Here is a 23726-nt window from a genome sequence, read left to right as displayed (position 1 = left end):
ATGAACTCGGCGTTGCCTCGCTCATTCATTCCCTGCGGGGTCTCGGTCGTCTCGCTGATCCACCGGAGTCGGGCGGACGCTTCTCCAAACACTTAGAAAGTTTATAGACTATTTGTTGCATAAAATCAGTTGCTTTCTAATTTTAGCGACTTATTCTAAGTGGTTAAAAAAATATGCGCTTTCTTCAGCCAACCACGTGGAATACATAATTGACGAAAAACAGGCAAGCAATCACATAAAGGGCCGGGGAAACTTCACGCCATTTGCCGATCGCCACTTTCAGCACCGGATACAGGATAAATCCGATTGCGATGCCGTCCGCGATGCTGTACGTAAACGGGATCAGCGCGATGATCAACAATGCCGGGAAGGTCTCGCTCATGTCCTTCATGTCGAGGTTCTTGATATTCTGGAGCATCAACCCGCCGATGATGATCAAAATCGGCGCAATCGCGCTGTCGGGAATGATCTTGATCAGTGGAATGAAGAACGCCGCGCCCATAAACAAAAAGCCAGCCGTCAACGAAGTCAAACCGGTGCGGCCGCCAGCAGCCATCGCTGCCGCGCTTTCGACGCTTGCAACGGTCGGGCTTGTGCCAAGAAAACCAGACGCCATCGTCGATACCGACGTCGCCTGGAACGCACGCGAATACTTTTCAGGACGGTTGATGAAATTCACTTGCCCATGGACGAGGCCGATGTTTTCAAACACCAACACCATTGTCAGGGAAAATACCGCAACCCAGAACGTCGTCGACAAAAAATTGCCGAACGACATCGAACCGAACACCGCGAACGCTTCTGCCGGATTGACGCCCGGCTCGCTCAATTGGCCGAGATCGATCATGCCGAAGAAATACGCAATGGCCGTTCCCAGCACAATGGTGATCAAAAAATTCCCCGGCACGTTGCGGATGAACAAAATGATCGCGAGCAAAAACGTCAATACCGTCGACAGCACGAGCGGGTCCGACAGCGAACCGAGCGAAAGGATCGCCCCGTCGCCTGGCCCGACAAGGCCGCCTTTCTCAAGGCCTAACAGCATCAGAAACAGCCCGAGCCCAACCGTGATCGCTTCTTTCAGTGAATTCGGCACCGCCTCGCTGAGCATTTTCGAAAAGCGCGTAAACGCGACAAAGACGAAAATCGCACCCGAGACGAAGACGACAGCGAGCGCTTCCTGCCAGCTCAGCCCCATCGACTGGACGAGCGTATAGGAGAACAATGCATTGATCCCCATGCCCGGAATGAGCAGGATGGGCGCATTGCCCCAAAAGCCCATCAACAACGCCCCGATGACGGAAGCGGCGATGGTGCCGATGATTGCGTACTCGATTGGCATGCCGGACTCCGATAAAATCAGCGAGTTGACGGCGATGATGTAGACAACGGTGAAGAACCCGATCAAGCCGGCTGTCATTTCCCGCTTGATGGTCGTCCCGTTTTCGTTAAGACCGAAAAACCGGTCCATCCAATTTGCCATAAGACATACCTTCTATGAAATTAGCCCTCTCCCTACCCGCTCTGCCTGAAAAATCAGGTGAGCCAAGATAGAAGTGTAATCCTAAAAAAAGTCGCTGTCAAGGCTTTCCTCTTGAAAGGGAGCCACTCATGGAAACGCAAAATGACAGGCATAAATGCTTCATTTCCAAGAAGCAGGCCATAGCTTTGCAAATGAAAAAATCGCCTGTTCCCCGCTCATCACGTAGGATGAAGAAAGGAACAGGCGATTTTTGCTTGAATCGGACAATGAATTATTGCTTAAACGAACATCCCAGCGATTGCCGCACTCAATAGCGATGCAAGCATACCTGCTGCGATCGCGCGCATGCCAAGGCGTGCAATATCCGGGCGGCGGCTTGGCGCCATCGCACCGAGGCCGCCAAGAAGGATGGCGAGTGAGCTGAAGTTGGCGAATCCGCAAAGCGCGAAACTGACGATGATGACCGTTTTCGGGGACAGGTTCGCAATTTCAGGAGCGAATGCCGTGTACGCGACGAATTCGTTCAAGACGAGCTTCTGGCCGATATAGCTTCCGGCCTGGACCGCTTCTTCCCACGGTACACCGATCGCAAATGCAAGCGGCGCGAAGATAAAGCCAAGAATGCCTTGGATGGTGATGTTTTCAGCACCGAACCAGCCGCCGATGCCGCCAAGGACGCCGTTCAATAATGCGATCAACGCGATGAATGCAAGAAGCATCGCCCCGACGTTCAAGGCCAGCTGGAGGCCGTCTGAAGCCCCGCGTGCAGCCGCATCGACGACGTTGACGGAACGGTCGTCTTTTTCCATGACAAACTCTTTTTCCTCGATTTCTTCCTGCTCAGGGATCATGATTTTCGCCATGATCAATCCGGCAGGAGCCGCCATGAAGCTGGCAGCGAGCAAGTATTCAAGCGGGACACCGAGAAGCGCATAGCCCGCAAGCGTGGAACCTGCGACCGATGCAAGGCCCCCGGTCATGACCGCGAACAATTCGGACTTGGTCATGTTCGGAAGGAACGGGCGGACGACAAGCGGCGCTTCCGTCTGGCCGACGAAGATGTTGGCAGATGCCGAAATGGATTCCGCTTTACTCGTGCCGAGCAGCTTCGATAACGCCCCACCGAGCAAACGGATGATCCATTGCATGATGCCAAGATAATAAAGGACTGAAATCAAAGACGAGAAGAAAATGATGATCGTCAGCACTTGGAAAGCGAAAACAAAACCGAAACCTTCCGTGTCAGCTGCAGGACCGAAAACAAACGCGATCCCTTCACCGGCATAGTTGATGATGTTCTGGACGCCTTGAGACAATCCGAGCAAGGCATTTCTGCCGAATTCCCACTCAAGTACCATAAATGCAAACGTAATCTGTATGGCCAATCCGCCGAGAATCGTCCGCGGCTTGATGGATTTTTTTCCATCGGAGAACAAGAAAGCGATTCCAAGAACGACGATGATACCGAAGATGCCCCACAATAAATTCACAACTTCACCTCATTAAAAGTAGTTTTATCAGAAAATTGAACAATTTTTTGTTATTCATTGTCTGTCGTCAGACATCTTACCAAATCCTAAACAATATGTAAATGCACATATTGTGACAGCTTTTCTTCATATATTTATGCGCTCCCGCTTTCCTGCTTTTTTGGGTTTTTCATGAAAAATGCCAGCAAGATCCCGATTGCACTTAGCACCCCCGTCACCATGAACGAGATATTGACGCCGCGGATCAGCCCTTCCACGCCGTAGCGTCCCGGGTCAAGCGCCGCACTGGTCATGATTGTCACCAGCAGCGCCGTGCCGATCGAACCCGACACTTGCCGCATCGTATTGCTCATCGCCGTGCCATGGGGGATAAGCCGGTCCGGCAATTGATTGAGCCCCGCCGTCGTCACCGGCATCATGACGAGCGCGACGCCGAACATGCGGATGGCGTGCATGATGGTCAAATAAACAAATGCCGTCTCGGCTGTCAGCACCGTAAACTGGAAGGTCGAGCCCGTCACGATCGACAGCCCGGCAACCGCCAGCCATTTGCCGCCGACTTTATCGAAAATACGCCCTGCGATCGGGTTCATGAGCCCCATGATGATTGCGCCCGGCAGCAGCATGAGCCCGGATTCAAGCGCCGTGAACCCATGCATGTCCTGCATGTAGATCGGCAAGATCGTGGCACTGCCGATCATCGTGACGAAGACGATGATGCTGAGGATCGTCGACAAAGTAAACAAGCCGTATTTAAAGACGCGGAATTCAAGGATCGGCTGCTTAAGCCTGCCCTGCCGGCGGATGAAGAACCATAAAGCGACAGCCCCGACACCGATTGATGCGATGACCGAAGTGCTGCCCCATCCCGCTGCCCCTGCGCTTGAGAAGCCATACAACAAGCCGCCGAACCCTAAAGTCGATAGCATGATCGACAAAATGTCGATTTTCGGGAAAGTCCGTTCCGTCACATTGCGCAGGAAGAAATACGCCAGCACCAAATCAAGGAGCGCGATTGGAATGACGATGTAGAACAAAGACCGCCACGGGTATTGCCCGACCAAATAACCGGATAAAGTCGGGCCGATCGCCGGTGCGAAGGAAATGATCAAGCCGAACATGCCCATCGCCTGCCCGCGTTTTTCAACCGGGAAGATGACGAACAGCACAGTCTGGGCAAGCGGCATCATGATGCCAGCGCCCGAGGCCTGGACGATGCGCCCGACCATCAAAGTCGCAAAGCCCGGTGCGAGCGCGCAGATGATCGTCCCTGCCGCGAACAAGCCCATCGCCACGAAAAACAAATGGCGTGTCGTGTATTTATTGATCAAGAAAGCCGTAATCGGGATCATGACGCCGTTGACGAGCATGAACACCGTCGTCAGCCATTGCGCCGTGTTGGCGGTGATGTCGAGATCTTCCATGATATGCGGCAAAGCGGTGGCGAGCAGCGTCTGGTTAAGTATCGCCACAAACACGCCGGCCATCAATACCGCGAGCAGCGGTTTCCTATGCCGCGCTTCTAATTCCACTTTCCCCAAGCGCATCTCCCCCCTTTCTCAAAAATCGCCCTTTATCTCCTGCTTACCCCATCACACAAGCTTTACTCTGCCACTAAAAAACAAAAAAAGCTGCAAAGTCCGAAGACCCTGCAGCTTTCCATCAGGCGGTTTGTTTCTTCTCCTTGCGCACGATGCGATGGAATAAAAGATACAGCGCCGGAATCATGACCAATGTGAAAATCCCGGAGAACGCAAGCCCCGCAATGATCGTCACGGCCAGCGGTTCAAACAATGGGTCGCCGGAAAACGCGACCGGCAAGAGCGCCACAATTGAAGTCAAGGACGTCAGCACGATCGGCTTGATGCGCGCATACCCTGATTCGATGATCGCTTCTTCGATGTTGAAGTCTCCCGTCAGGCGGCGTGCTTCCACAAAGTCGATGAGCACGACCGCATTCCGGACGACAATCCCCGTCAAGGAGACGATCCCCATGACGCCGAGGAAGCTGAGCGGTGTCTGCGTCAGGAACAAGCCGAGGATCGCGCCGGAAATGCCGAGATAGACAGCAATCAATACAAGGAACGGCAAACCGAACGACTTGAACTGGAATGCGATGACCAGATAGACAAGCAACAGCACGACCAGGAACAAGATGCCGATTTCAGCGAAGAAGGCTTCCTGGTCGGAGTTCTCGCCGCCAGTCGACAGTTCATAGCCGGCAGGCAAGTCAGCGCGTGCATTATCGACGACGTCGAGCATCTGCGCTTCGAAGTCCTCCGCTTCGCCGAACGCGCGGAGCGTGATCGCACGGTCCCCTGATTTATGCGGCACTTGTGCTAGTACCGTCGTTTCTTCTGCAGTGAGTAACTCGTCCAGGCCGATCAATTCAGGCGGCCCTGGCTGCGCGGCAGCAGGCGGCCCTGCTTCGCCACCGGCTTCCGCTTGTTCACCGCTTGCAGCGGAACTGGATGCCGGCAAACTGAAGTCAGCGAGGTCGATCGGTTCGCCTTCTGTGATGCCTGCTTGCTTCAAGACGACTTCGTAAGGTGTTTGCCCTTCGTACAGCGTATAAAGCGGGACGCCTTGCGTCAGGAGCTGCAATTGATTGGTGACCGTCGACAAAGCAATGCCATTGTCTTCAAGCGTCTCCTGCTCCGGCACATATTCAATCGCCGGTACGGCAGCGCCCAAGTTATCGGTGATGATGGTCGCACCGTTTGCGAGCATTTCTTCTTCGAGCGTGTCACGGAGCGCTGCGAGTTCATTGATATCCTCACCTGTCGCGGTCACCGTCACCGGTGCGCCGACTGGCGGCCCTTGGACGATCGTGTCGAGGAAGATTTCCGCATCCGGATAGCGTTCGCGAAGCTCCGGTTCCCATTTATCGATAAACGCGGAAGCGGAAGTCGCTTCACGGTCGACGCGGAACGCCACTTGGCCGGTATTGGCGCCGGTGTTGTCCATGGATGAAGCGAAGAGGTTCGGCAGGCCTTCACCCGTGAAGACAGCCGTTTCGTTCACATCGCCGTCTTCCTGCACCACTTCCTGCGTCACTTCACGGATGAACGCGTCGGTTTCTTCGATGGTCGTGCCTTCCGCGAGGCGCACGTTCATCGTCACTTCCTCGCGGTCCGCTTCCGGGAAGAATTCAAACGGCGTGAACAAGGCGAGCGAGAGCAGGGCTGTCGCAATCACCAAGCCGCCGATTCCCGTCAACCAAGGGTGTTTCAGGACACCTTTCAGCACTTTTCCGGAATACACTTGCGCAAGCTTTTCAAGCGGTTTGCCAAGGAATCCAGGAGTATCGGAAATTTTGCGTTTTTTGCGTTTCGTGCGCAAATACTGCATCATCGGCACGAGCGTAATCGACAATACCGTCGAAGCCAAGATGGTGGTAATCAAAATACTCGGCAGCGCTTTGATGAACGCGCCGTTTCCGCCTGATAATAACAAGAGCGGAGAGAACGTGACGACGATTGCCAGACTGGACGACACAATCGACGGGTAGACTTCCCGGACACCGTTGATGGCCCCTGCCATCGCGTTGTCGCCAAGCTTATAGCGGCGCTGGATATTATCGTTGACGACAATGCTGTCATCGACCAATATCCCGATCGCGATAATCAAGCCGATGACCGAGATCTGGTTCAAATCGACGCCGAGTGCCGGAATCGGGATAAGCCCGATCAAGACGGACGCAAGCACCGTCAGCGCGACGGCAAACGCACCGTACAGCGTCAATCCCGCGGTCGTGACGACCAATACCGCGAGCACCGCAATCAAGAGCGAAATATAAAGCGAACCGAAAATCTCGTTGACGTTTTCGGCCTGTGACACATAGCGTTCAGCCGAGATGCCCGCAGGCAAGTCTTCATTGAAGCCTTCGATCACTTCGCTGACGCGGTCATCGACAGACGGAACATCCTGACCAGTCTGCAAAAAGACCGTATAGGACACTGCGGGCTCGCCTTCGAACGTGACGATATCTTCCGCCGTCATTTCGGCCAATTCGACCGAGGCTACATCAGCGAGCGGGACGGCTGCCTGCCCGACCTGCAGTTCACGCAGCTTTTCGACGCCTTGGCTTTGCTGCACGGTCAAGACGAATTGCTGCTCGCCGTCGCTATGGGTGCCAAGGGACAGCGGCTGATTCGCTTGCTGAAGGCTTTCAAGCACTTCGAACGGCTGCAATCGGTTTTCCGCCAGCGCATCCCCGTCAAGTTCGATGACCACCTGCTCGCCATTCAAGCCTTTGACTTGCGTGCCGGCAACGCCGGATACCGCTTCCACTTCATCCGACAAATCCGCAAGCGGTTCTTCAAGTTCCGCAAGTTCCGCTTCGTCTCCATAGAACATATAGGAAACCAAGGGGAAAGTCAGGTCGAGCTTTTCAACGCTGATATCCTGCGCTTGTTCCGGGAAACTGCCGGCAGCGCGCTGTGCCTGCTGCTGGATCGTATTGATCAAGCCATCAGGTTCGACGCCGTCTTCAATTTCCAATGTAATGATGGAAGCCGAATTCGCTGAAATGGAATCCATCGAGGCGATGCCGTCAATGCTTTGCAACTCCCTTTCAATCGGGTTCGTGATGCTCGTTTCCACTTCTTCCGGCTCCGCGCCCGGCAAGATCGTGGAGACCAGCACAAGCCCGGGAGGCGTTTCGGGAATTTCACGCTGCGGCAGTGTCAGGAAAGTGTAGACCCCGACCAGCATGAGGATCAAAATCAAAAAGATGAATAATTTACTGCGTTCAAGTATGTACTGCATAAGGATTAGCTCCCTCCGATTATTGTATAACTATTGTATAACTACAAATCGGAAATCACCACTTTAAACACTCGAAAACCGGCCGAATTTTTTCGGCCGGTTTTCGTTCAAACTTTTTCAGGATGCCGCTGTTTCAGGAAGTATGCCCCGATAAACATCAAAAGCGGCGGCAAGATGCTCAATTTGAACACCCAGCTGTCATCTCCCATGAAGATGAGGCCCATCGGCAAAAGTGATGCAATCCCTCCCCAAAACAACGCTTTCCACGATCTTTTCCATACTCCGTACAATCCGAGCAGCAATGCAGCAATGACCAGTGACCATAACAAGATCCCCATCAACAGGAAATCCATCTTCATGCGCCTCCGTTCGGTTTTATACTTTAGTTATACTCCTTTTTCTGTTAAAAATCATTCATTTTCGATGCTTTTTGCATATTTTTATCATGTGAAATTACTAGTAAAAAACCTATCCCCAAAAGAAGAGCTGATGTCCATTGCGACGGACGCTTTCCGCGGGCACGGCTTCAGCCGCTTCCCTCGCTACGCTCAGTCCAGGGTCTTCAGCTCGCGTCGCTCCTTCGCTTTGCTCCGTCACTGCTCCCGCAGGAGTCACCGTCTCCATTTCCATCAGCTCTTATGAATCTAGAAAGTATTAAAAAATTAGTTCGAAATTAGAAAAGCCGGAGAAAAAGAACTTCTTTTTCTCCGGCTTTTCCATTTCTGATATCTTTGTATCAGTTCCTACATGAACCCGTTTATAGGTTTTCGAAAAATAGCCGCAGAACGTCTGCCCCGCCGATGAATGTGCCGAGCGAACTGCCGAGATTGGTCAATACGATGACCAGCAAGACACGCGTCACTTTATTGTCCCAGAAGCCTTTGACCGTGAAGACGTCTTTTGACAAAGTGTCAAAATCCCCGACATTCGGCCGGCGGATAAACGCTTGTGTCAGGCCTGAAAACCAGCCGGCCGCAACGAGCGGATTGAGCGAGGAAATCGGCGCTGCGACAAAGGCTGTGAGGATCGCCAGCGGGTGGCCGAATGCGACCGCCGCCCCGATTGCGGCAAGCGTGCCGTTCCATAGGATCCAGCTGACGGTTTGGTCCAAGCCAGCCGCCGGGTTCGCGTAGAAGGTATAGGCGATAATGGACAAAATGATCACCGGAATGGCCCAGCCGATGATCTTCGGCCATTTCGACTTCTTCGGCACTTCATTGAGCGCCTTCAAATCCTGTTCCCGGTGGATCTCCCGCGTAATGCCCGGAACATGTGCGGCACCGAGCACCGCGACGACCTTTTTGCCGGGTGCTTCTTTGATTTTCTGCGCCAAATACTGGTCGCGTTCATCGATGAGCGGCTTTTTGATGCGCGGGAAGGCTTTCGTGAAGTCATCCATCACCGCGTTCAACGTATCCTGCTGCTTCATCTTCTCGAGCTCCTCTTCGGAAATCGATTCCTTGCTGAAAATGCTGAAGAACACGGAAGAAATGAGCTGGACCTTGCCCATCAGGCCGATATTGCCCCAAATGCGCGAAAATGTCACTTGGATATTGCGGTCGGCAAGGACCAGTTCCGCGCCTGTTTCCTCGGCCGAACGAATGCCCTGGATCATTTCAGAACCGGGCTTAATGCCGAATTGGTCCGCCAAACGGTTCTGGAACGAGGAAATGGCCAAGTTCATCAATAACAGGCTCGCTTTCTTATCCTTGATGATCTTGAAGATATCGGTCTCTTTCCATTTCTTATCCTGCATGACCGATTCATAGCGCTGTGCATCGAGTTCGATGCACACCGAATCCGGCCGTTCGCGTTCGACGACTTCCTTTACTTGCTCTGCGCTCAGTTTCGAAACATGCGCGGTGCCGATCAAAATCAATTGTTTGCCGTCCACTTCGAGACGGGTGATATTGTCTTCCGTCATTATTTCTTCTGTCATGAGTGTACTTCCTTCATAGAATAGGATTTCTTCTTCATTTACAGTTGCCGATGAAAAAGACTGTCTATTCTTTATAATGAATCACCAAGCGCAAAATATCAATCTTTTCGAAAGCTTATAATTCCGGAGCATTGAACGTATTTCCGTCATTCAAATCACCGGCGCGGAAGCCTTTGTAGAACCATTCCTTGCGTTGTTCGGATGTGCCGTGAGTGAAGCTTTCCGGAACGGCGTAGCCGCGCGTCCGCTTCTGGATCGTATCGTCGCCGACCGCACTGGCCGCGGTCAAGGCTTCTTCCAGATCGCCTTCTTCCAGATAGCCCATGCCTTGTGCATGATGCGCCCAGACGCCCGATAAGTAATCCGCCTGCAATTCCAGGCGCACTTGCAATTGATTGTATTCGGTCTCGCTCAGCTGATTGCGTGCCTGCTGGACATCCCCAAGCACGCCAAGCAGGTTCTGCACGTGATGGCCGACTTCATGCGCGACGACATACGCCATCGCGAAATCACCCGGGGCATTGAACTGCCGCTCGAGTTCATCGTAAAAGCTTAAATCGATATACAGCTTGGAATCCGCCGGGCAGTAAAACGGCCCCGTCGCAGAACCGGCCATGCCACACGCTGATTGCACGCTTCCCGAAAACAGCACCAAAGTCGGCTCGACATACTCCATGCCTTCTTCCGCGAATACTTCCGCCCACACCTCTTCCGTATCCGCAAGGATGACCGATACGAAATCGGCCAGTTCTTCTTCCCGTTCACTCGCGACATACGGTTCCGAACTAGAAGCCCCTCCGCCATCGCCGAGTATCGCTCCCGGGTCGCCCCCAAGAAACGTGATCAACAGGACGATCAGCAAGCCGCCGATCCCGCCGCCGGCAAGAACCGGCCCGCCGACGCCGCGCCCCCTCCTGTCTTCTACATTCCTGCTTCCCGCTCGCCCTCTCCATTTCATAACCGAAACCCTCTTTCCGCATCCATTTTAATAAAGCTATACCCGTTTCATTAGAAACTTTAATCCCATCTCGGCAAACGGTAGACCAAAAACCGTTCGCGCGGATCGTCTGCCTCCACTGGAAGTGCAATGTCGCTGATCAATTCAAAAGCGGTGCGCCGGTCGAGAAAATCGGTATATTCGACTGACGGATAAAATAAGATCACTTCCACTTCCCGCGGATGTTCCGCCACCGACGCCAGGATCCTGTCCACTACGGTCATGAACACCGGATCCGAAAACGGATTGAAAAAATAAAACCAGCGGTCCTCTGGATCGATTTCATAATCCTGCGCATAACCGTTGATGAATTCGATGTCGCCCTTTCCTTTGAAACGTTTCCCGTTCCGCAGCGAAGCTTCGTGAAGCGACGGGTCAACTTCCACGCCAGCAGACGGGGTCCCGAACAAATGATGCGCGAAGAAATTCAAGCGCCCCTTGCCGCTTCCGAAATCGACCAGCCTGCCTTCCCCTTTCAGCGGATGCGCCTTGAACAACACGTCCAACCATGCATAAGGCGTCACTTCAAAACGGTGCTCATGCATCGATGCATTAAAGCCCATCTGCCCACCTCCGGTTTGGATATTCAATTGCCGGTCCAACTGATGATCGCCCATGAAATCGCCTCCTTTCTTTTGTGCAGCCACATAAAACCCCAATTTTCCTTCGCCGCTTTCCGCAAAAGAAAAACATTCTTTCTCTTGCCATTCCCATTTCTTTCTGTTATATTACAGCTAATTCAATAATTTCTTGCTTCCTTAGCGGAGCGAGGATAGAGGCGCAAAAACCATCAGTACGCAATCCGAGGAGTATGAGCTCTTAGGACGATTGCCGAAAGGGGGATTTGCCGAAGCGGCAGGATGCTCATATTCCTGTGCGCTGGTTCTGCACTGAAGAAGTGCCGGACTGTCATATAGGAAACTATATGGAGGGCTATCTGACGAACAGGAACGATTGGTAAACATTGTTTCTAACGGCAGCAACGGGCCCCCGTTGCTGCCTTTTTGTTTACTCCGGACCGGCCCCCACCTCTAACTTTTGAAAAAAACTTAGAAAAGGGTGTGTTCTCTATGAAATTCGGTCAAGTGATCACTGCGATGGCGACGCCATTCGACGCAAACGGTGAAATCGATTTTCAGGCAACAACAAATCTCGTGGAACATCTAATCAATAACGGATCGGACGGCATCGTCGTCGCCGGGACGACCGGCGAATCACCGACTTTGTCGACAGACGAAAAAGTGGCGCTGTTCGCCCATGTCGTCACCGCGGCAGACGGGCGCGCGAAAATCATCGCAGGCACCGGCTCGAACAATACGCGGGCATCGGTCGCCTTGACCCAGCAAGCGGAGCAAGCGGGTGTCGACGGCATCATGCTGGTCACTCCTTACTATAATAAACCGTCACAGGAAGGCATGTACCGCCATTTCGAAGCCATCGCAAACGCCACGGCGCTCCCGGTGATGCTCTACAACATCCCAGGCCGCAGCGTCGTCAATCTATCGGTCGATACCATCGTCCGCCTGTCGCTGATCGACAATATCACCTGCGTCAAAGAAGCAAGCGGTGATTTGGATGCCGCTTCTGAAATCATCGAACGGACAAGCCATGACTTTGCCGTCTACAGCGGCGACGACAGCCTGACCTTGCCGATGCTTTCTGTCGGCGGAACCGGCATCGTCTCTGTCGCAGCACATATCATCGGCAACGAAATGCAGGACATGATCAAAATGTTCCGCATGGGCGACACAGCCGGAGCCGCTGCGCTTCACCGCAAACTTTTGCCGACGATGAAAGCTTTGTTCGCAGCACCGAGCCCAAGCCCTGTCAAAGCGGCACTCAACCTAATGGATGTGCCGGTCGGCGGCGTGCGTTTGCCGATGCTCGCGTTAACAGAAGAAGAAACCGCCACGTTGCAGCAATTCCTGCCTTCCGCTAAACAGGACGCGATCACCAATTGAAAAAGCTTCGCAGGCCCATCCGAGGGCCCGCGAAGCTTTTTTTCAGTTCAGTTATAGACGTTCTCCAAGGCACGCTTCAAGCTGCCGCCGATGTTCAATGTCCGCACATCCACGCCAAGGGCGGTCAAGGATTGCGCCGTCTCCGGCCGGATTCCCGTCAGAATGGCCCCGACGCCGATCAGCCCGAGCGACTGGATGATTTTGATGACTTGTTCCGCCACCATCGTATCCACCCGTATGACACCCGATAAATCGACAATCAATGTGTTGATCTTCAATTCACTGGCCGACAATAAGGTGCGCTCCAAAATATACTGTGCCCGGTCCAGTTCAATGCTGCCGACTAACGGCAAAATGGCGACCGAATCGCTGATCGGGACGACAGGCGCCGACAATTCCAGAAACTCCTGGCGTGCTGCAGTCAAGCTGTCCTGATAGGAAACCGTATAGGCATGCGTATATGCATATATTGCATAATCCAGAAGCGCATGCAATAACTCCGCGGCGTCATACGTTATTTCCGGGGAAATATCCAAGCGGCGGCCTTCACTTTTGATCACCGCTGCCAAATGCTTCCGGTATAACGCCGTTTCTGCGAGTGCCATGTCCAATGTCATGCCCTGCTCCAGAAAGAAATTCCCCGTCGCATTGCCCCATTCCGTGATTACAGCCATGTTCTTTGCTTCATTGCAGCTGTCCTGCATCGCCTTTCCAAGCAGGTCGATGAAACGGGCGCGCTCTTCCAATACCAGCTCCGAGAACTCACGTTTTTCCTCCATTTCTTTCTCCGGCAATACCGACAGCCGTTCTTCTTGGATCAGTTGCGCAATCATATATCTATCTTCTTCCACTCGTTTACCGAATAAAGCCATCTCTTTTTCCATTGGAACCTCTATCAATTGTTGCTTGCTTGATTTGGTACAACAGATTCATTATACCTACAATCTGATACAAGAAATAGCATTTTGATTTTCGGGACAAAAAAACCCGCTATTAGGCAGGTATTTTTTTGATATTATTTTGCGAACAATTTTTTCAACGTATCAGATGAAACGGCTTTTTCCCCACCAAGGATCGTGTAGAAAGTATCTTCTGTTGAATATTCAACGATTTGTTCCTTAGAAGCCGCAGTCGGATTTGCCGCAGTCAAGACAAGTGGAGCCGCGTAAAGTGAAGCGAGTGCGCTGCCGGATAAAGCATCCGGGAAGTTGGTCCCTGTCGAGACAAAAACATCATACTTCTCCTCGAAGACCCCAACTTCATACATGAAATCATTGATTGCCTGGTTTGTGTCGTAACGGCTGACACCTGCGAGGCGCATCGGTTCTTCCGTGAACAATGCTTCCACTGAAGGAGCAACTGCTTTTTCGCCGCCGATGATGAATGGCCATTCTGGCTGATTCGCTTTAATATAGTCCGCAACTACCGCCGGGACCGCGCCTGTTGCAGGCACAAGAAGAATCGGTTCTTCAATATAACCTGCCGATGGGGAGATTGATAACGAATCGGCAAAGCTTGCGCCAGTCGTAACGAATAAAGAGCCATCCATTCCGAGTTCTTCAGCAATTTTCACTGCAGTTTCGTAACGGCTCTTCCCGCTGATGCGGTCTACTGCAATGCCAAGCTTCGCGATTTCATTTTGGACTTTTTCGGAAACCGCTCCAGTACCGCCGATTAAAATAACATTTTTCGCGCCCAAGCGCTTCAGTTCATCCGCAAATCCTGCAGGCAAAGAATCTTTTTTCGTCAAAAGCAGCGGTGCATAATAGGAAGATGCAAGCGGTGTTGCAGCCAAAGCATCCGGGAAGTCAGCGCCTGTTGCGACGACAACCGTTTCCGCCTCTCCGTCTCCCCAGCCATACCAAGAAACTTCCAAGCTCGTCTGGTAGCGATCGCTCCCAAAGACGCGGTAGGAATTGCCCTCAGTAAGTGTAGCCGCAGAAGCTGCCCCGGTCGGTAAAACCGCTCCAAGAGCCAAAGCTGCAGCCAATGCCGCAGTCGTCAATACTTTGCCGTAAATCATCGTTAATCGTTTCCCCATTCTGTAATGTATTCATTTCTTTTCCAATTATATGATATTTTACGAACATTACAATAGGGTTACAAAAATATTTTTCAGTAGGTCTAAATACCTTTCCGTTTCAGTGTTTACAGGCAATAATTTCTTAAATCATCACAATCACAAGCCTCCTCCTTTCACTTTCAATCGAACCAGCACTGCGCTGCCCAAGGTTTATGACTCCCGGTTTTCCGGGTACATAAGCCATAACGCAGACACGGCAAATCATTGACCTTACAGGAGGATGCTAATATGCAAAAACACGGCCATAAATTGATCGGCACATTCGATGTGCAAGCGGAAGTGATCCATGAAATCGGTGAATTGAAAGCACAGGGATATAAAGAAGAGGACATGTACGTCATCGCCTTGAACGGCCAGCAGCTGCAGATGGTGCAGGGGCAGACGGATGTCCATCTGAATACGGACGAGGGCGATTTCATGGACAAATTCAAATCGTTCATTTCCGGGGAAGACCCAACAAAAGATGCGCTCAAGCAAATGGGCCTCTCCGACTCGGAAGCCGACGAGTATTACAAGCAAGTCCAAGGCGGCAAGCTCGTATTGTACGTCGACAGCGAATACGGCATGAATTACCAGAACTTCGATGCCGCGGCAGCCAGCTTGAGTGAAAATAAGCATACACCGGATGCCCGGCACACAAGCGAAACGCCCGATCTGAGCGATGAACAGAAGATGGAACTTCACGAAGAGCGTCTCGCGGTCGATAAGGACTGGGTCGAAACCGGAAGTGTCGATATCCGCAAAAAGACGGTCGAAGAACAACAGGAGCTCGATGTTCCGTATGAACGGGAAGAAGTCGAAGTCGAACGCCGGCCCGTCAATCAGGAGCTGTCGGAATATGAATCAAGCGGCCACTCCGCTGAGGCCTATCAAAAAGACGGCCTCTGGCACATTCCCGTGATTGAAGAACGCCTGGAAGTGCGCAAAGTGAAATACGTCAGCGAGGAAATCGTCGTCCATAAACGCAAAGTACAGGAGACGAAGCATATTACTGAAACGGTGCAGCGCGAGACGGTCGATATCGACGAGAACAATGTCCAGCGCTACGAAAAACCATAAAAAAAGCGATTCCGGACATTTTCCGGGATCGCTTTTTCCATGAACCGGTCAAAACGCTGCAAAGAACACCAGCGCCAACAAGGCAATGATGACAATCGAAAGCAGCGCGGACGGGATTACAATTACGAAAAACCCTTTCCACGCTGAAAATCGCTGCGCTTCCCCCACGGCCTTGCATTGGATGACGAAAGTCCAGATGCCGACGACAAATGCGGCTGCCAGCAGCAACAGGCCGATGACCATGCCAAGTCCCGTATCCGGTTCTGCCGCACTAGGTTCGATTTCCGTATAGAATGTCGAAGGCGATATGAGCAGCCAAATCAGCCACATCGGCAATAGCCAAATTTGCGGGATGCTTGAAGTGACGACCGCCCGGAACATTTCCGCATACGTCCCGACTCCGCCGAACAATTTACCGAGCAAAATATAGATGCCCGAGATGATCCCGATCCCTGCGGCCGCAGCAAGCGGCCCGAGCACTAAAGATCCGAAGATTACTGCCACCGCAGGAAATAGTTGCTCCTCGCTCGACGCACCGGAAAGCCCGCCTGTAAAACCGGCCAAAATGAGAAGGATCACGATGAAGCGTGTGGTTTTTTCTTCGATGACATAGCGCACCGTCTCGCGAGGGCGCGTCCAAATGGCCGTAAATGGATTCAGTTCAGCGTAAGCAGTCGGCTCATTCATGAAGCATCCTCTGCTCTTTTCCTTTTTCTTGAAGACCCATGGAATATTCCCCCTTTTATTTCCATCTAATCACACTCTTGTGTCCTTGTAAATGACTGGAAGAAGGTGAGCTGGCTGCCGACCAAGAAAAAAAGCTTAAGCAGCTGTTGCTTAAGCTTTCGGGTTTTGGTCCCCGGATTCTTTCGCTGTGTTTTCCGGCTCATGGAGCGCTCCGCTATGCGGTGCTTCAGATGGCATTTTCTCTAAATCTACCTTGATGAATTTTGCCGAGCGCTTCTCCAGCATCTTCGGCGCGATCCGCGTCAACAAGCGAACGGTCTTCATCTTCCGGCCGACTTCGACGACTTCTTTCGGCTCATCGATCAAATCGATGATGACCTTGACCGCCTGCGCCGGGTCATCCATCGGCTTCATGTCGACCACATGGCCCGAGTAATTGCCGGCGTGTTCGAACCATGGGGTATCGGTCGCCCACGGAAGCACGGAACAGACATGGATGTCGTGATATCCCTCGAGTTTCATTTCTTCATTGAGTGCCGAACTGAAACCGAGGACAGCGTGCTTGCTGGCGCTATAGCCGGTGAAATAAGGAAATGCGACATCGCTCGCCACCGACCCGATATTGATCAAGGTGCCGCTGCCGATTTCCTTGAAATGGCGAAGCGCGAAATGGCTGCCGTTGACCGTTCCTTTGACGTTCACTTCCACCATGCGCGCGAGATCTTCAAGCGGTATTTCCGTAAACGGGCCGATGACTCCGACGCCCGCATTGTTGATCCAGACATCGATCTTGCCGAAACTGCTCAACGCTTCCTCGAATAGCCACGCGACGTCCGCTTCGCGGCTGACATCCATCGTGACCGCAATGGCGTTTGGCCCGAGTTCGCTCGCAAGCGCTTCGATCAAGCCGGTACGCCGTGCCGCCAGGACAAGATTCGCGCCATCCTTCGCCAATTGGCGCGCCACTTCTTTGCCGAGCCCGCTGGAGGCGCCGGTGATGACGATCGTCTTGCCGCGCCGTGATTTTTCCTGTACCATGCCGACTCCTCCTTTCTTCACTGTTCTTCTTGTTGTTCAAAGCGTTCCCGCAAATCCCCTGTGACCGCACGCCCTTCCTCAACCGGCTCGTGCAAACTGCCGGCAGTCAATTCCGTTGCCGGCGCCGATTCGATCATCTCTTTGAGCTCCTCGCCGCTGAGCCCTTTCGAAAATGACGGAAGCAACTGCCCGAAAAAGGCTGCGGCTTTTCCCTTGCCGCCGACTTCCAGAACCTTTTTCGGCTCCTCGATCAACCCGAGGATGGCATCGATCACTTTGGCCGGGTCATCCGGCGGCCCGACGAGGATTTCATGTCCCGAATAATTGGCTGCATGCTCTGTCCACGGCGTGTCGGTGACCCATGGATCGATCGAACAGATGTGGATATCGGGATAACCTTCGAGCCGAAGCTCTTCATACAAGCCGTTCGATAATCCGCTGACGCCGAATTTACTGCCGGTATAGGCAGCCCCGTAAGGCATCGGGATCTTGCTCGCAAAGGAAGAGACATTGATCAAGGTGCCATGCTGCTGTTCCTTGAAGCGGCGCAGCGCAAAATGGCTGCCATAAATGGTGCCGAGCAAATTCACTTCCACCGTCCGGTTCAAATCGCGCAGCGGCGTATCGATAAACGGGCCGTAGACGCCGATCCCGGCGTTGTTGATCCACACATCGATGCGCCCGAAATTATTCACCGCCGCCCTGTGTAGACTTTCCACATCCTTGATCCGGCTGACATCGGCCGTCACGGGAATGACCAATGGCCCGAGCGAGTCCGCGAGCTCTTCGATCAGCCGTGTCCTGCGGGCAGCAATGACCAATTTCGCTTGTTCACGCGCCAAACGTTCCGCCAGCCCACGGCCGATTCCGCTTGACGCTCCTGTAATGACCACGACTTTTCCTTGATTCGATTGCTTGGCCCCCACAGCGCTCGCCTCCTTCTTAAAAAAAGCGCAGAATTTTGTATTTAAATACCCCTTTTAAACGCCCAGGAAACGCTTCGCGGAGGGAGTTGAAAAGAACAGTGCTAAGGGTTTAGCCATTGTTATACGGGACCCGCCCAAACACCTACCTAAGGTTAGGGTTGGTACCGGATTTCCCCATATTTAAAGAGCGGCACTTGTGGAATGACGCTCTAGGAGAGAGGCATTGACGCCGCCCAAGATTTTTACGCCACCGGATCGATTGCAGCGCCTAAGAGGATGTCACGCTGCAGCGGCGCATGTTCGCGATTCGGTTCCGATATGAATGCCGCTGTACCTGATCGCTCAACCGCCGGGCAAGCTGGCAGTCAATCGCCTTTTTTGACACTCAACACGGTAATCGTCAGAAGGATGACCGCCATGCCGGCTAATTGCATCATGCTCAATTCCTCACCAAGCAACACGATCCCGAACAAGGCCGCTGTCACAGGCTCCACCATTGCGATGATCGAAGCGGTGGATGGCGCCGTCCGTTTGATGCCGATCGTATACAGCGCAAACGACAAGCCGGCGCCAAGGATGCCGATGGCGATAAACCAGCCGATATCTCCAGACTTCAAGACCGAAGCCGCTTTCTCGAAGTTCACAAAGAAAGACAAGGCCACACAAAATGCCAAAAACGCCAAGGCCAGCACCGTCTGCGGCTCGCCGGCTTCCGCCGACTTCTTGAACCCGAAGATGAACAAGGCATAGGATAAGCCAGCTGCCAAGCCTGTCGCGACGCCCGCCAGATTCACTGCCGAAGAACCGGTATCATATGCTTCGGTCAATAACACGATGCCTGCCAGCACGCTGAATATGCACATCCATTTAAACCAGGTCGAACGCTCGATGCGCAACAGGAAAGAAGCGAGCATGACGAATAACGGGGCGGTATACATCAAGGTCGCCGCAATCGGGACGCTTGTCGACTCGATGCTCAGAAAGTAGAACGTAAAATTCCCCGCTACCCCGATGCCCGCCACAATAGACCAAAGAATCAACGGAGCAGAGAATATTTTCCCGCCTTTTCGGCTAAGGGAAAACCAGCCCGTAAAACAAAGCAGCGCGACAGCTCCCCGGTAAAATGAAATGACCAGCGGATCCCAGCCTTTATCCATTAGAATATCTGCAAGCCCTCCTGTAATTCCCCAAAAAATCGCAGCCAAAATGATCATCGCGCTTCCCGAAAACTTCATAAAGCAAGCTCCTATCCGTTCCCAGTATTGTCGGCCGGCACATGCAGCCATGCGTTGCCCATTTCCCCTGTTATTGCCAGCGCAAGCACCCCGCAAACTCTCTCGTCCCGATTTCATGCTGGGCGCTTTTTCACAAGGAAAATGCAAGTGAAATGTGCAGCCGGCTGAAAGGGACTAGCCGGTTGCCCGGCGCATCGCCCCCTTCCCATCATCGCGGCCAATCGCATGCGATGGTTGCCCACAATCCCGGCGAAGACCCGAAGGCAGCGCTGTTTGGATAACACCCCAAAAAACCCGCGGTGCTTCGCATACATTTTTCGGTATCGGGTATGGACAAAGACCCAAACGAAATTCTACAGAAAGACAGGTGCAACTATATACCGCCATTAAACCAGCCCGACCTCTCGCGCATAAAGGAATTGAATCCCGATACATTCGGTGAAGACTATCCCGTTCGCCGGACGGTCGTCGAGACGACGCTCTACTCAGCTTACTTTGTTCCTACAGCAGGAACGGAAGTCCCGCCTTACGACATTCTCGTCATCGAGCATCCGCCCGCTACGCCAGTCTCTGCCTTCATCTGGTGCCGGCGCATCCAAGGAACGGGCACAAAGATGGAAGTCGTCAAGGAAATCACCAACGCCATCGATTATCTGCGGCAACGGAAAAACGGATAACTGCCTGACGGTTTTCGCCGCATGCAGCCGTTTTTATTTTTCATTGTTTATTGCCATAAATTTCTTAAAATATAATACTTATGGATATTTTTTCTGTACTTTATTGCTATTCAAGTGAGGTATAATAGTCCCCACAACATGATTGCGAAAGGACTGTTTTTCATGCCTTTGGAATTCGCGCGCCTGGTCTTTGTGGGCTTTTCCGTCTTGACGGCCATCGCCGCTTCCTATATCGCCCTGCTCTTGATCGGGCGCATTACCGACAAAAGCCGCACCCATCCGCTATGGTGGGTCGGCGGCAGCTCGCTCGTGTTCGGCGCGGGCATCTTCTCCATGCATTTTATCGGCATCCTGACCCACCATTCCGCCGCACCCGTGCAATATGACCCGCTTTTGCTGAGCGTTTCCTTTATCGGTGCAGTCGGTGCCACGGTCCCGGCTTTTTATATACTTCGCTTGCCGGATCCGCCAAAATCCCGGCTTGTGCTCAGCGGATTTTCCATCGGCTTCGGCGTATTGTTCATGCATTACACCGGCATGGCCGCTGCACAAGCAGTCGGCACACCCAGCTTCCATGTGACGCCGTTCGCTTTGTCGGTCCTAGTGGCGTTCGGTTTTTCACTGGTCGCCTTGCGGATTTTCTCCCGCAACCGTGAAGCTCCGGAATCGGCGCGCAGGAAACTCGCCAGCGCCACTATCCTCGGCGCGATGATCTCAGCGGCCCATTATACAGGCATGGAAGCGGTCAGTTATTCCGAAATGCCGACAGGGCCGCATTCCTTCAGCAATATGGGCCTCGCTTTCGTCGTCTCGGCGCTGATTCTTCTGATGCTCGCCATCGCCGGCTATCTGGCGTATCTCGACCAGAAACAGCTGATGAATGAACAACGCTATTTGAAGAAAATCCGTGAAAGCGAGCGGCGCTTCCGGAGACTTGCGGAATTATCGCCGGAAGCGATCGCCATCCACAGCAATGGCAGGCTGTTATTCGTCAATCAAGCCTGTTTGAACTTGTTCGGGGAAACCGACGCCGAAAAACTGATCGGGACAGATGTGCTGGCTTATGTTCATCCCGATTACCGTGAACTGGCGAAGTCGCGCATCCAGTCGATGAACCGCGGCCACAGCACCCAGCCCGCTGAACAGATCTGGATCACTCCGCAAGGCGAAGCCCGCGATGTGGAAGTGACCGGAATGGGCATTGAGTTCGAAGGCAATTCAGCATCGCAGCTGTTGATCCGCGACATCACCGAACAGAAGCAAATCAACCGTGAACTAGAACTGAACCGCCAACGCTATGAATCGCTGTTCCACAACAACCCGGACGGCATCTTTTCGATGGACGCTTCCGGGTGCTTGATCGATGTCAACGATTCGCTCGTCCGCCTGCTCGGCTATACGAGGGAAGAATTGACCGAAACGACTTTCCATAAAGTCGTCGAAAGCTGCCATCTTTCTGCGACCGAAGCGAAGTTCCGCCTGGCACTTGAGGGCGTGACGCAGAATTACGAAACAGTCGGCATCCATAAATCCGGGCGGCGCGTGTCGCTGCGCATCACCAATATGCCGATTTTGATCGACGGCACCGTGACCGGCGTGTACGGGATCGCCAAAGACATTTCCGCTGAAAAACGGGCGCTCGTCCTGCTTGCCGAAAGTGAAGAAAAATACCGTTCACTGTTCGACTACAACCTCGATGCCGTTTTCGAGATGGACAGGGAAGGCCGTTTCGTGAACGCCAACGCGATGACCGAGCAGCTCAGCGACTACAGGCTCGACGAATTGATCGGCCTCGACTTCACCCCGCTCATCGCCGAACAGGTCGAGCGGGTGCAAGGCTTTTTCGCCTCCGCACTCAACGGCGAAGCCGTCAATTTCGAACAGCGCATTAGACGAAAAGACGGCGACATCCTCGAAGTCGACATCAACGCCGTGCCAAAGCGCAGGAACGGTGAAATCGACGGCGTCTTCGCCATCGTCCGTGACATCACGGAGAAAAAATCGAACGAGCAGGAAATCAACCGGCTCGCCTTCACCGACCAGCTGACAGGGCTGCCGAACCGCCACTGGTTTTACCAGAATATCCGCAATGTCCTTGCCAGAACCGAGGAGCACCAGCAAAAAATCGCGGTCTTGCTGGTCGATTTCGACGATTTCAAAAGCGTCAACGACCTGCTCGGTCATTTCGGCGGCGACCAATTCCTGAAAATCGTCGCCAACCGCATCCATTCCTGCCTCGGCCCGGATGATACGATTTCGCGCTTCGGCGGCGATGAGTTCATCATCGTGTCGGAAAATACGGGCGAACCACAAGCCCACGCACTCGCCCAGGCGATCCTCCAAGTGATGCGCGAACCGGTGCAATTGCTCGGACAGGAATTTTCCGTGACCTTGAGCATCGGCATCGCTGTCCAGACCGGCTGTGAAAGCGACGGCGAGGAACTGATCAAAGAAGCCGATTTCGCGATGTATGCCGCAAAGCAGAACGGCAAAAACAATTTCCAGGTATTCACCCGCGAACTCGACAGCTTGATGACACGCCGGAGCCAGATGGAACAGGCGCTGAAAAAAGCGCTCGATGAACAGCAATTCGCCCTCCATTATCAGCCGCAAGTGAATTTGGCGAGCGGCGAAGTAATCGGCTATGAGGCGCTTTTGCGCTGGCAATCGCCTTATGGCAATGTGCCGCCATCGGAATTCATCCCGATCGCAGAAGAGACCGGCTTGATCGTGCCGATCGGCGAATGGGCGCTGCGCCAGGCATGCCGTGACGCCAAAGAGTTCCGTGCGCTCGGCCATGCGGCGGAAAACATTTCCGTCAATGTCTCGGCGCGCCAATTCAAGGATCCCGACTTCAGTGAAAAGGTACGCGCCATCTTCGAACAGGAGAGCGCAGACCCAAGGCGCTTCGAGATCGAAATCACGGAAAGCGTCATGCTCGATATCGAACGGTCCGCACGCATCATCTGCGAACTGAAAGCGCTCGGGCTGCGCATTGCCATCGACGATTTCGGCGCCGGCTATTCTTCGCTGAACGTCGTGAAAAATGTCGAAATCGATACCTTGAAAATCGACAAATCCCTGATCGATGAAGTGCTCATCAACCGGCGCAATCTGTTCATCCTCGCGGCCATCATCGAAGTCGGGAAGAACCTCGATGCCCGTATCGTCATCGAAGGCATTGAACTCGAGGAACAGGCAGAATTACTGCAGCCCTTTGGCATCGTCGGGCAAGGTTATCTGTTCAGCCGCCCATTGCCGCCGGGAAGCCTCGACGCCTTTCTCAGCGAGCCTGATTATAATGCGGCAAGCACCTCAGCGAAGCCATTGGAATAATAAAAAGGCGCGCAGCTGATCCGGCTGCGCGCCTTTTTCCTGTGC

Annotated in this window: 18 protein-coding genes and 1 riboswitch; of the genes, 4 read left to right on the top strand and 14 right to left on the bottom strand. The window is 53.1% G+C overall.

The window, feature by feature from the left end; genetic code table 11:
- Positions 1-184: 184 nt before the first annotated feature.
- From DP119_RS00715 to DP119_RS00680, 8 genes are all read right to left on the bottom strand, one after another.
- Positions 185-1483, bottom strand: coding sequence for an NCS2 family permease (locus tag DP119_RS00715; RefSeq protein WP_112229958.1), 1299 nt, complete (start codon positions 1481-1483; stop codon positions 185-187).
- Positions 1484-1761: 278 nt separating this feature from the next.
- Entirely contained in the window at positions 1762-2973 is a 1212-nt protein-coding gene (locus DP119_RS00710; RefSeq protein ID WP_112229956.1) for a NupC/NupG family nucleoside CNT transporter, read from the bottom strand.
- Positions 2974-3107: 134 nt separating this feature from the next.
- On the bottom strand, positions 3108-4460 hold the full coding sequence (locus tag DP119_RS00705; RefSeq protein WP_240616375.1) for a DHA2 family efflux MFS transporter permease subunit: 1353 nt from the start codon (positions 4458-4460) through the stop codon (positions 3108-3110).
- A gap of 175 nt (positions 4461-4635) precedes the next feature.
- Positions 4636-7743 (bottom strand): efflux RND transporter permease subunit, encoded by a 3108-nt coding sequence (locus DP119_RS00700; protein ID WP_112229952.1) that lies wholly within the window; start codon positions 7741-7743, stop codon positions 4636-4638.
- A 107-nt stretch (positions 7744-7850) separates the two neighbouring features.
- The gene (locus tag DP119_RS00695; protein WP_112229950.1) at positions 7851-8096 is read right to left on the bottom strand and encodes a hypothetical protein; all 246 of its coding nucleotides are present in this window, start codon (positions 8094-8096) and stop codon (positions 7851-7853) included.
- A 404-nt stretch (positions 8097-8500) separates the two neighbouring features.
- Positions 8501-9667 carry a TraB/GumN family protein gene (locus tag DP119_RS00690; RefSeq protein WP_112231861.1) on the bottom strand — a complete coding sequence of 389 codons (1167 nt, stop codon included), beginning with the start codon at positions 9665-9667 and terminating at the stop codon, positions 8501-8503.
- 130 nt (positions 9668-9797) lie between these two features.
- On the bottom strand, positions 9798-10640 hold the full coding sequence (ypfJ, locus tag DP119_RS00685; RefSeq protein WP_112229948.1) for a KPN_02809 family neutral zinc metallopeptidase: 843 nt from the start codon (positions 10638-10640) through the stop codon (positions 9798-9800).
- Positions 10641-10699: 59 nt separating this feature from the next.
- Positions 10700-11296, bottom strand: coding sequence for a class I SAM-dependent methyltransferase (locus DP119_RS00680; protein WP_112229946.1), 597 nt, complete (start codon positions 11294-11296; stop codon positions 10700-10702).
- A gap of 148 nt (positions 11297-11444) precedes the next feature.
- Positions 11445-11623, top strand: a riboswitch (Lysine riboswitch).
- Positions 11624-11749: 126 nt separating this feature from the next.
- Here DP119_RS00680 and dapA point away from each other — a divergent pair.
- Positions 11750-12640 carry a 4-hydroxy-tetrahydrodipicolinate synthase gene (gene dapA, locus DP119_RS00675; RefSeq protein ID WP_112229944.1) on the top strand — a complete coding sequence of 297 codons (891 nt, stop codon included), beginning with the start codon at positions 11750-11752 and terminating at the stop codon, positions 12638-12640.
- A 47-nt stretch (positions 12641-12687) separates the two neighbouring features.
- Here the strand turns inward: dapA and DP119_RS00670 are convergent, their stop codons facing one another.
- On the bottom strand, positions 12688-13524 hold the full coding sequence (locus tag DP119_RS00670; RefSeq protein ID WP_112229942.1) for an STAS domain-containing protein: 837 nt from the start codon (positions 13522-13524) through the stop codon (positions 12688-12690).
- Between the two features lie 131 nt (positions 13525-13655).
- Positions 13656-14681, bottom strand: coding sequence for a cell wall-binding repeat-containing protein (locus DP119_RS00665; protein ID WP_112229940.1), 1026 nt, complete (start codon positions 14679-14681; stop codon positions 13656-13658).
- A 270-nt stretch (positions 14682-14951) separates the two neighbouring features.
- Between DP119_RS00665 and DP119_RS00660 the strand changes: the two genes are divergently transcribed.
- Positions 14952-15782, top strand: a complete 831-nt coding sequence (locus tag DP119_RS00660; protein ID WP_112229938.1) for a DUF2382 domain-containing protein — start codon at positions 14952-14954, stop codon at positions 15780-15782.
- A gap of 48 nt (positions 15783-15830) precedes the next feature.
- Here the strand turns inward: DP119_RS00660 and DP119_RS00655 are convergent, their stop codons facing one another.
- The 4 genes from DP119_RS00655 to DP119_RS00640 form a co-directional block, all read right to left on the bottom strand.
- Positions 15831-16469 (bottom strand): YIP1 family protein, encoded by a 639-nt coding sequence (locus DP119_RS00655; protein WP_112229936.1) that lies wholly within the window; start codon positions 16467-16469, stop codon positions 15831-15833.
- 150 nt (positions 16470-16619) lie between these two features.
- Positions 16620-17507, bottom strand: coding sequence for an SDR family NAD(P)-dependent oxidoreductase (locus DP119_RS00650; protein ID WP_112229934.1), 888 nt, complete (start codon positions 17505-17507; stop codon positions 16620-16622).
- A 17-nt stretch (positions 17508-17524) separates the two neighbouring features.
- Positions 17525-18433: an SDR family NAD(P)-dependent oxidoreductase gene (locus tag DP119_RS00645; RefSeq protein WP_112229932.1), complete on the bottom strand. Its 909-nt coding sequence runs from the start codon at positions 18431-18433 to the stop codon at positions 17525-17527.
- 365 nt (positions 18434-18798) lie between these two features.
- Positions 18799-19668: a DMT family transporter gene (locus tag DP119_RS00640; RefSeq protein ID WP_112229930.1), complete on the bottom strand. Its 870-nt coding sequence runs from the start codon at positions 19666-19668 to the stop codon at positions 18799-18801.
- 329 nt (positions 19669-19997) lie between these two features.
- On the opposite strand from DP119_RS00640, the gene DP119_RS00635 reads away from it, so the two are divergent.
- A complete protein-coding gene (locus DP119_RS00635; RefSeq protein ID WP_146747846.1) occupies positions 19998-20345 on the top strand; it encodes a hypothetical protein in 348 nt (115 codons plus the stop codon).
- Between the two features lie 162 nt (positions 20346-20507).
- Positions 20508-23681: a bifunctional diguanylate cyclase/phosphodiesterase gene (locus DP119_RS00630; protein WP_167399168.1), complete on the top strand. Its 3174-nt coding sequence runs from the start codon at positions 20508-20510 to the stop codon at positions 23679-23681.
- Positions 23682-23726 lie beyond the last annotated feature (45 nt).

Source organism: Planococcus maitriensis, from assembly GCF_003289925.1.
In the GTDB taxonomy this organism is placed as follows: domain Bacteria; phylum Bacillota; class Bacilli; order Bacillales_A; family Planococcaceae; genus Planococcus; species Planococcus maitriensis.
Note: the sequence above shows the minus strand (reverse complement) of the source record. Positions and strands in the feature narration are given on the sequence as shown.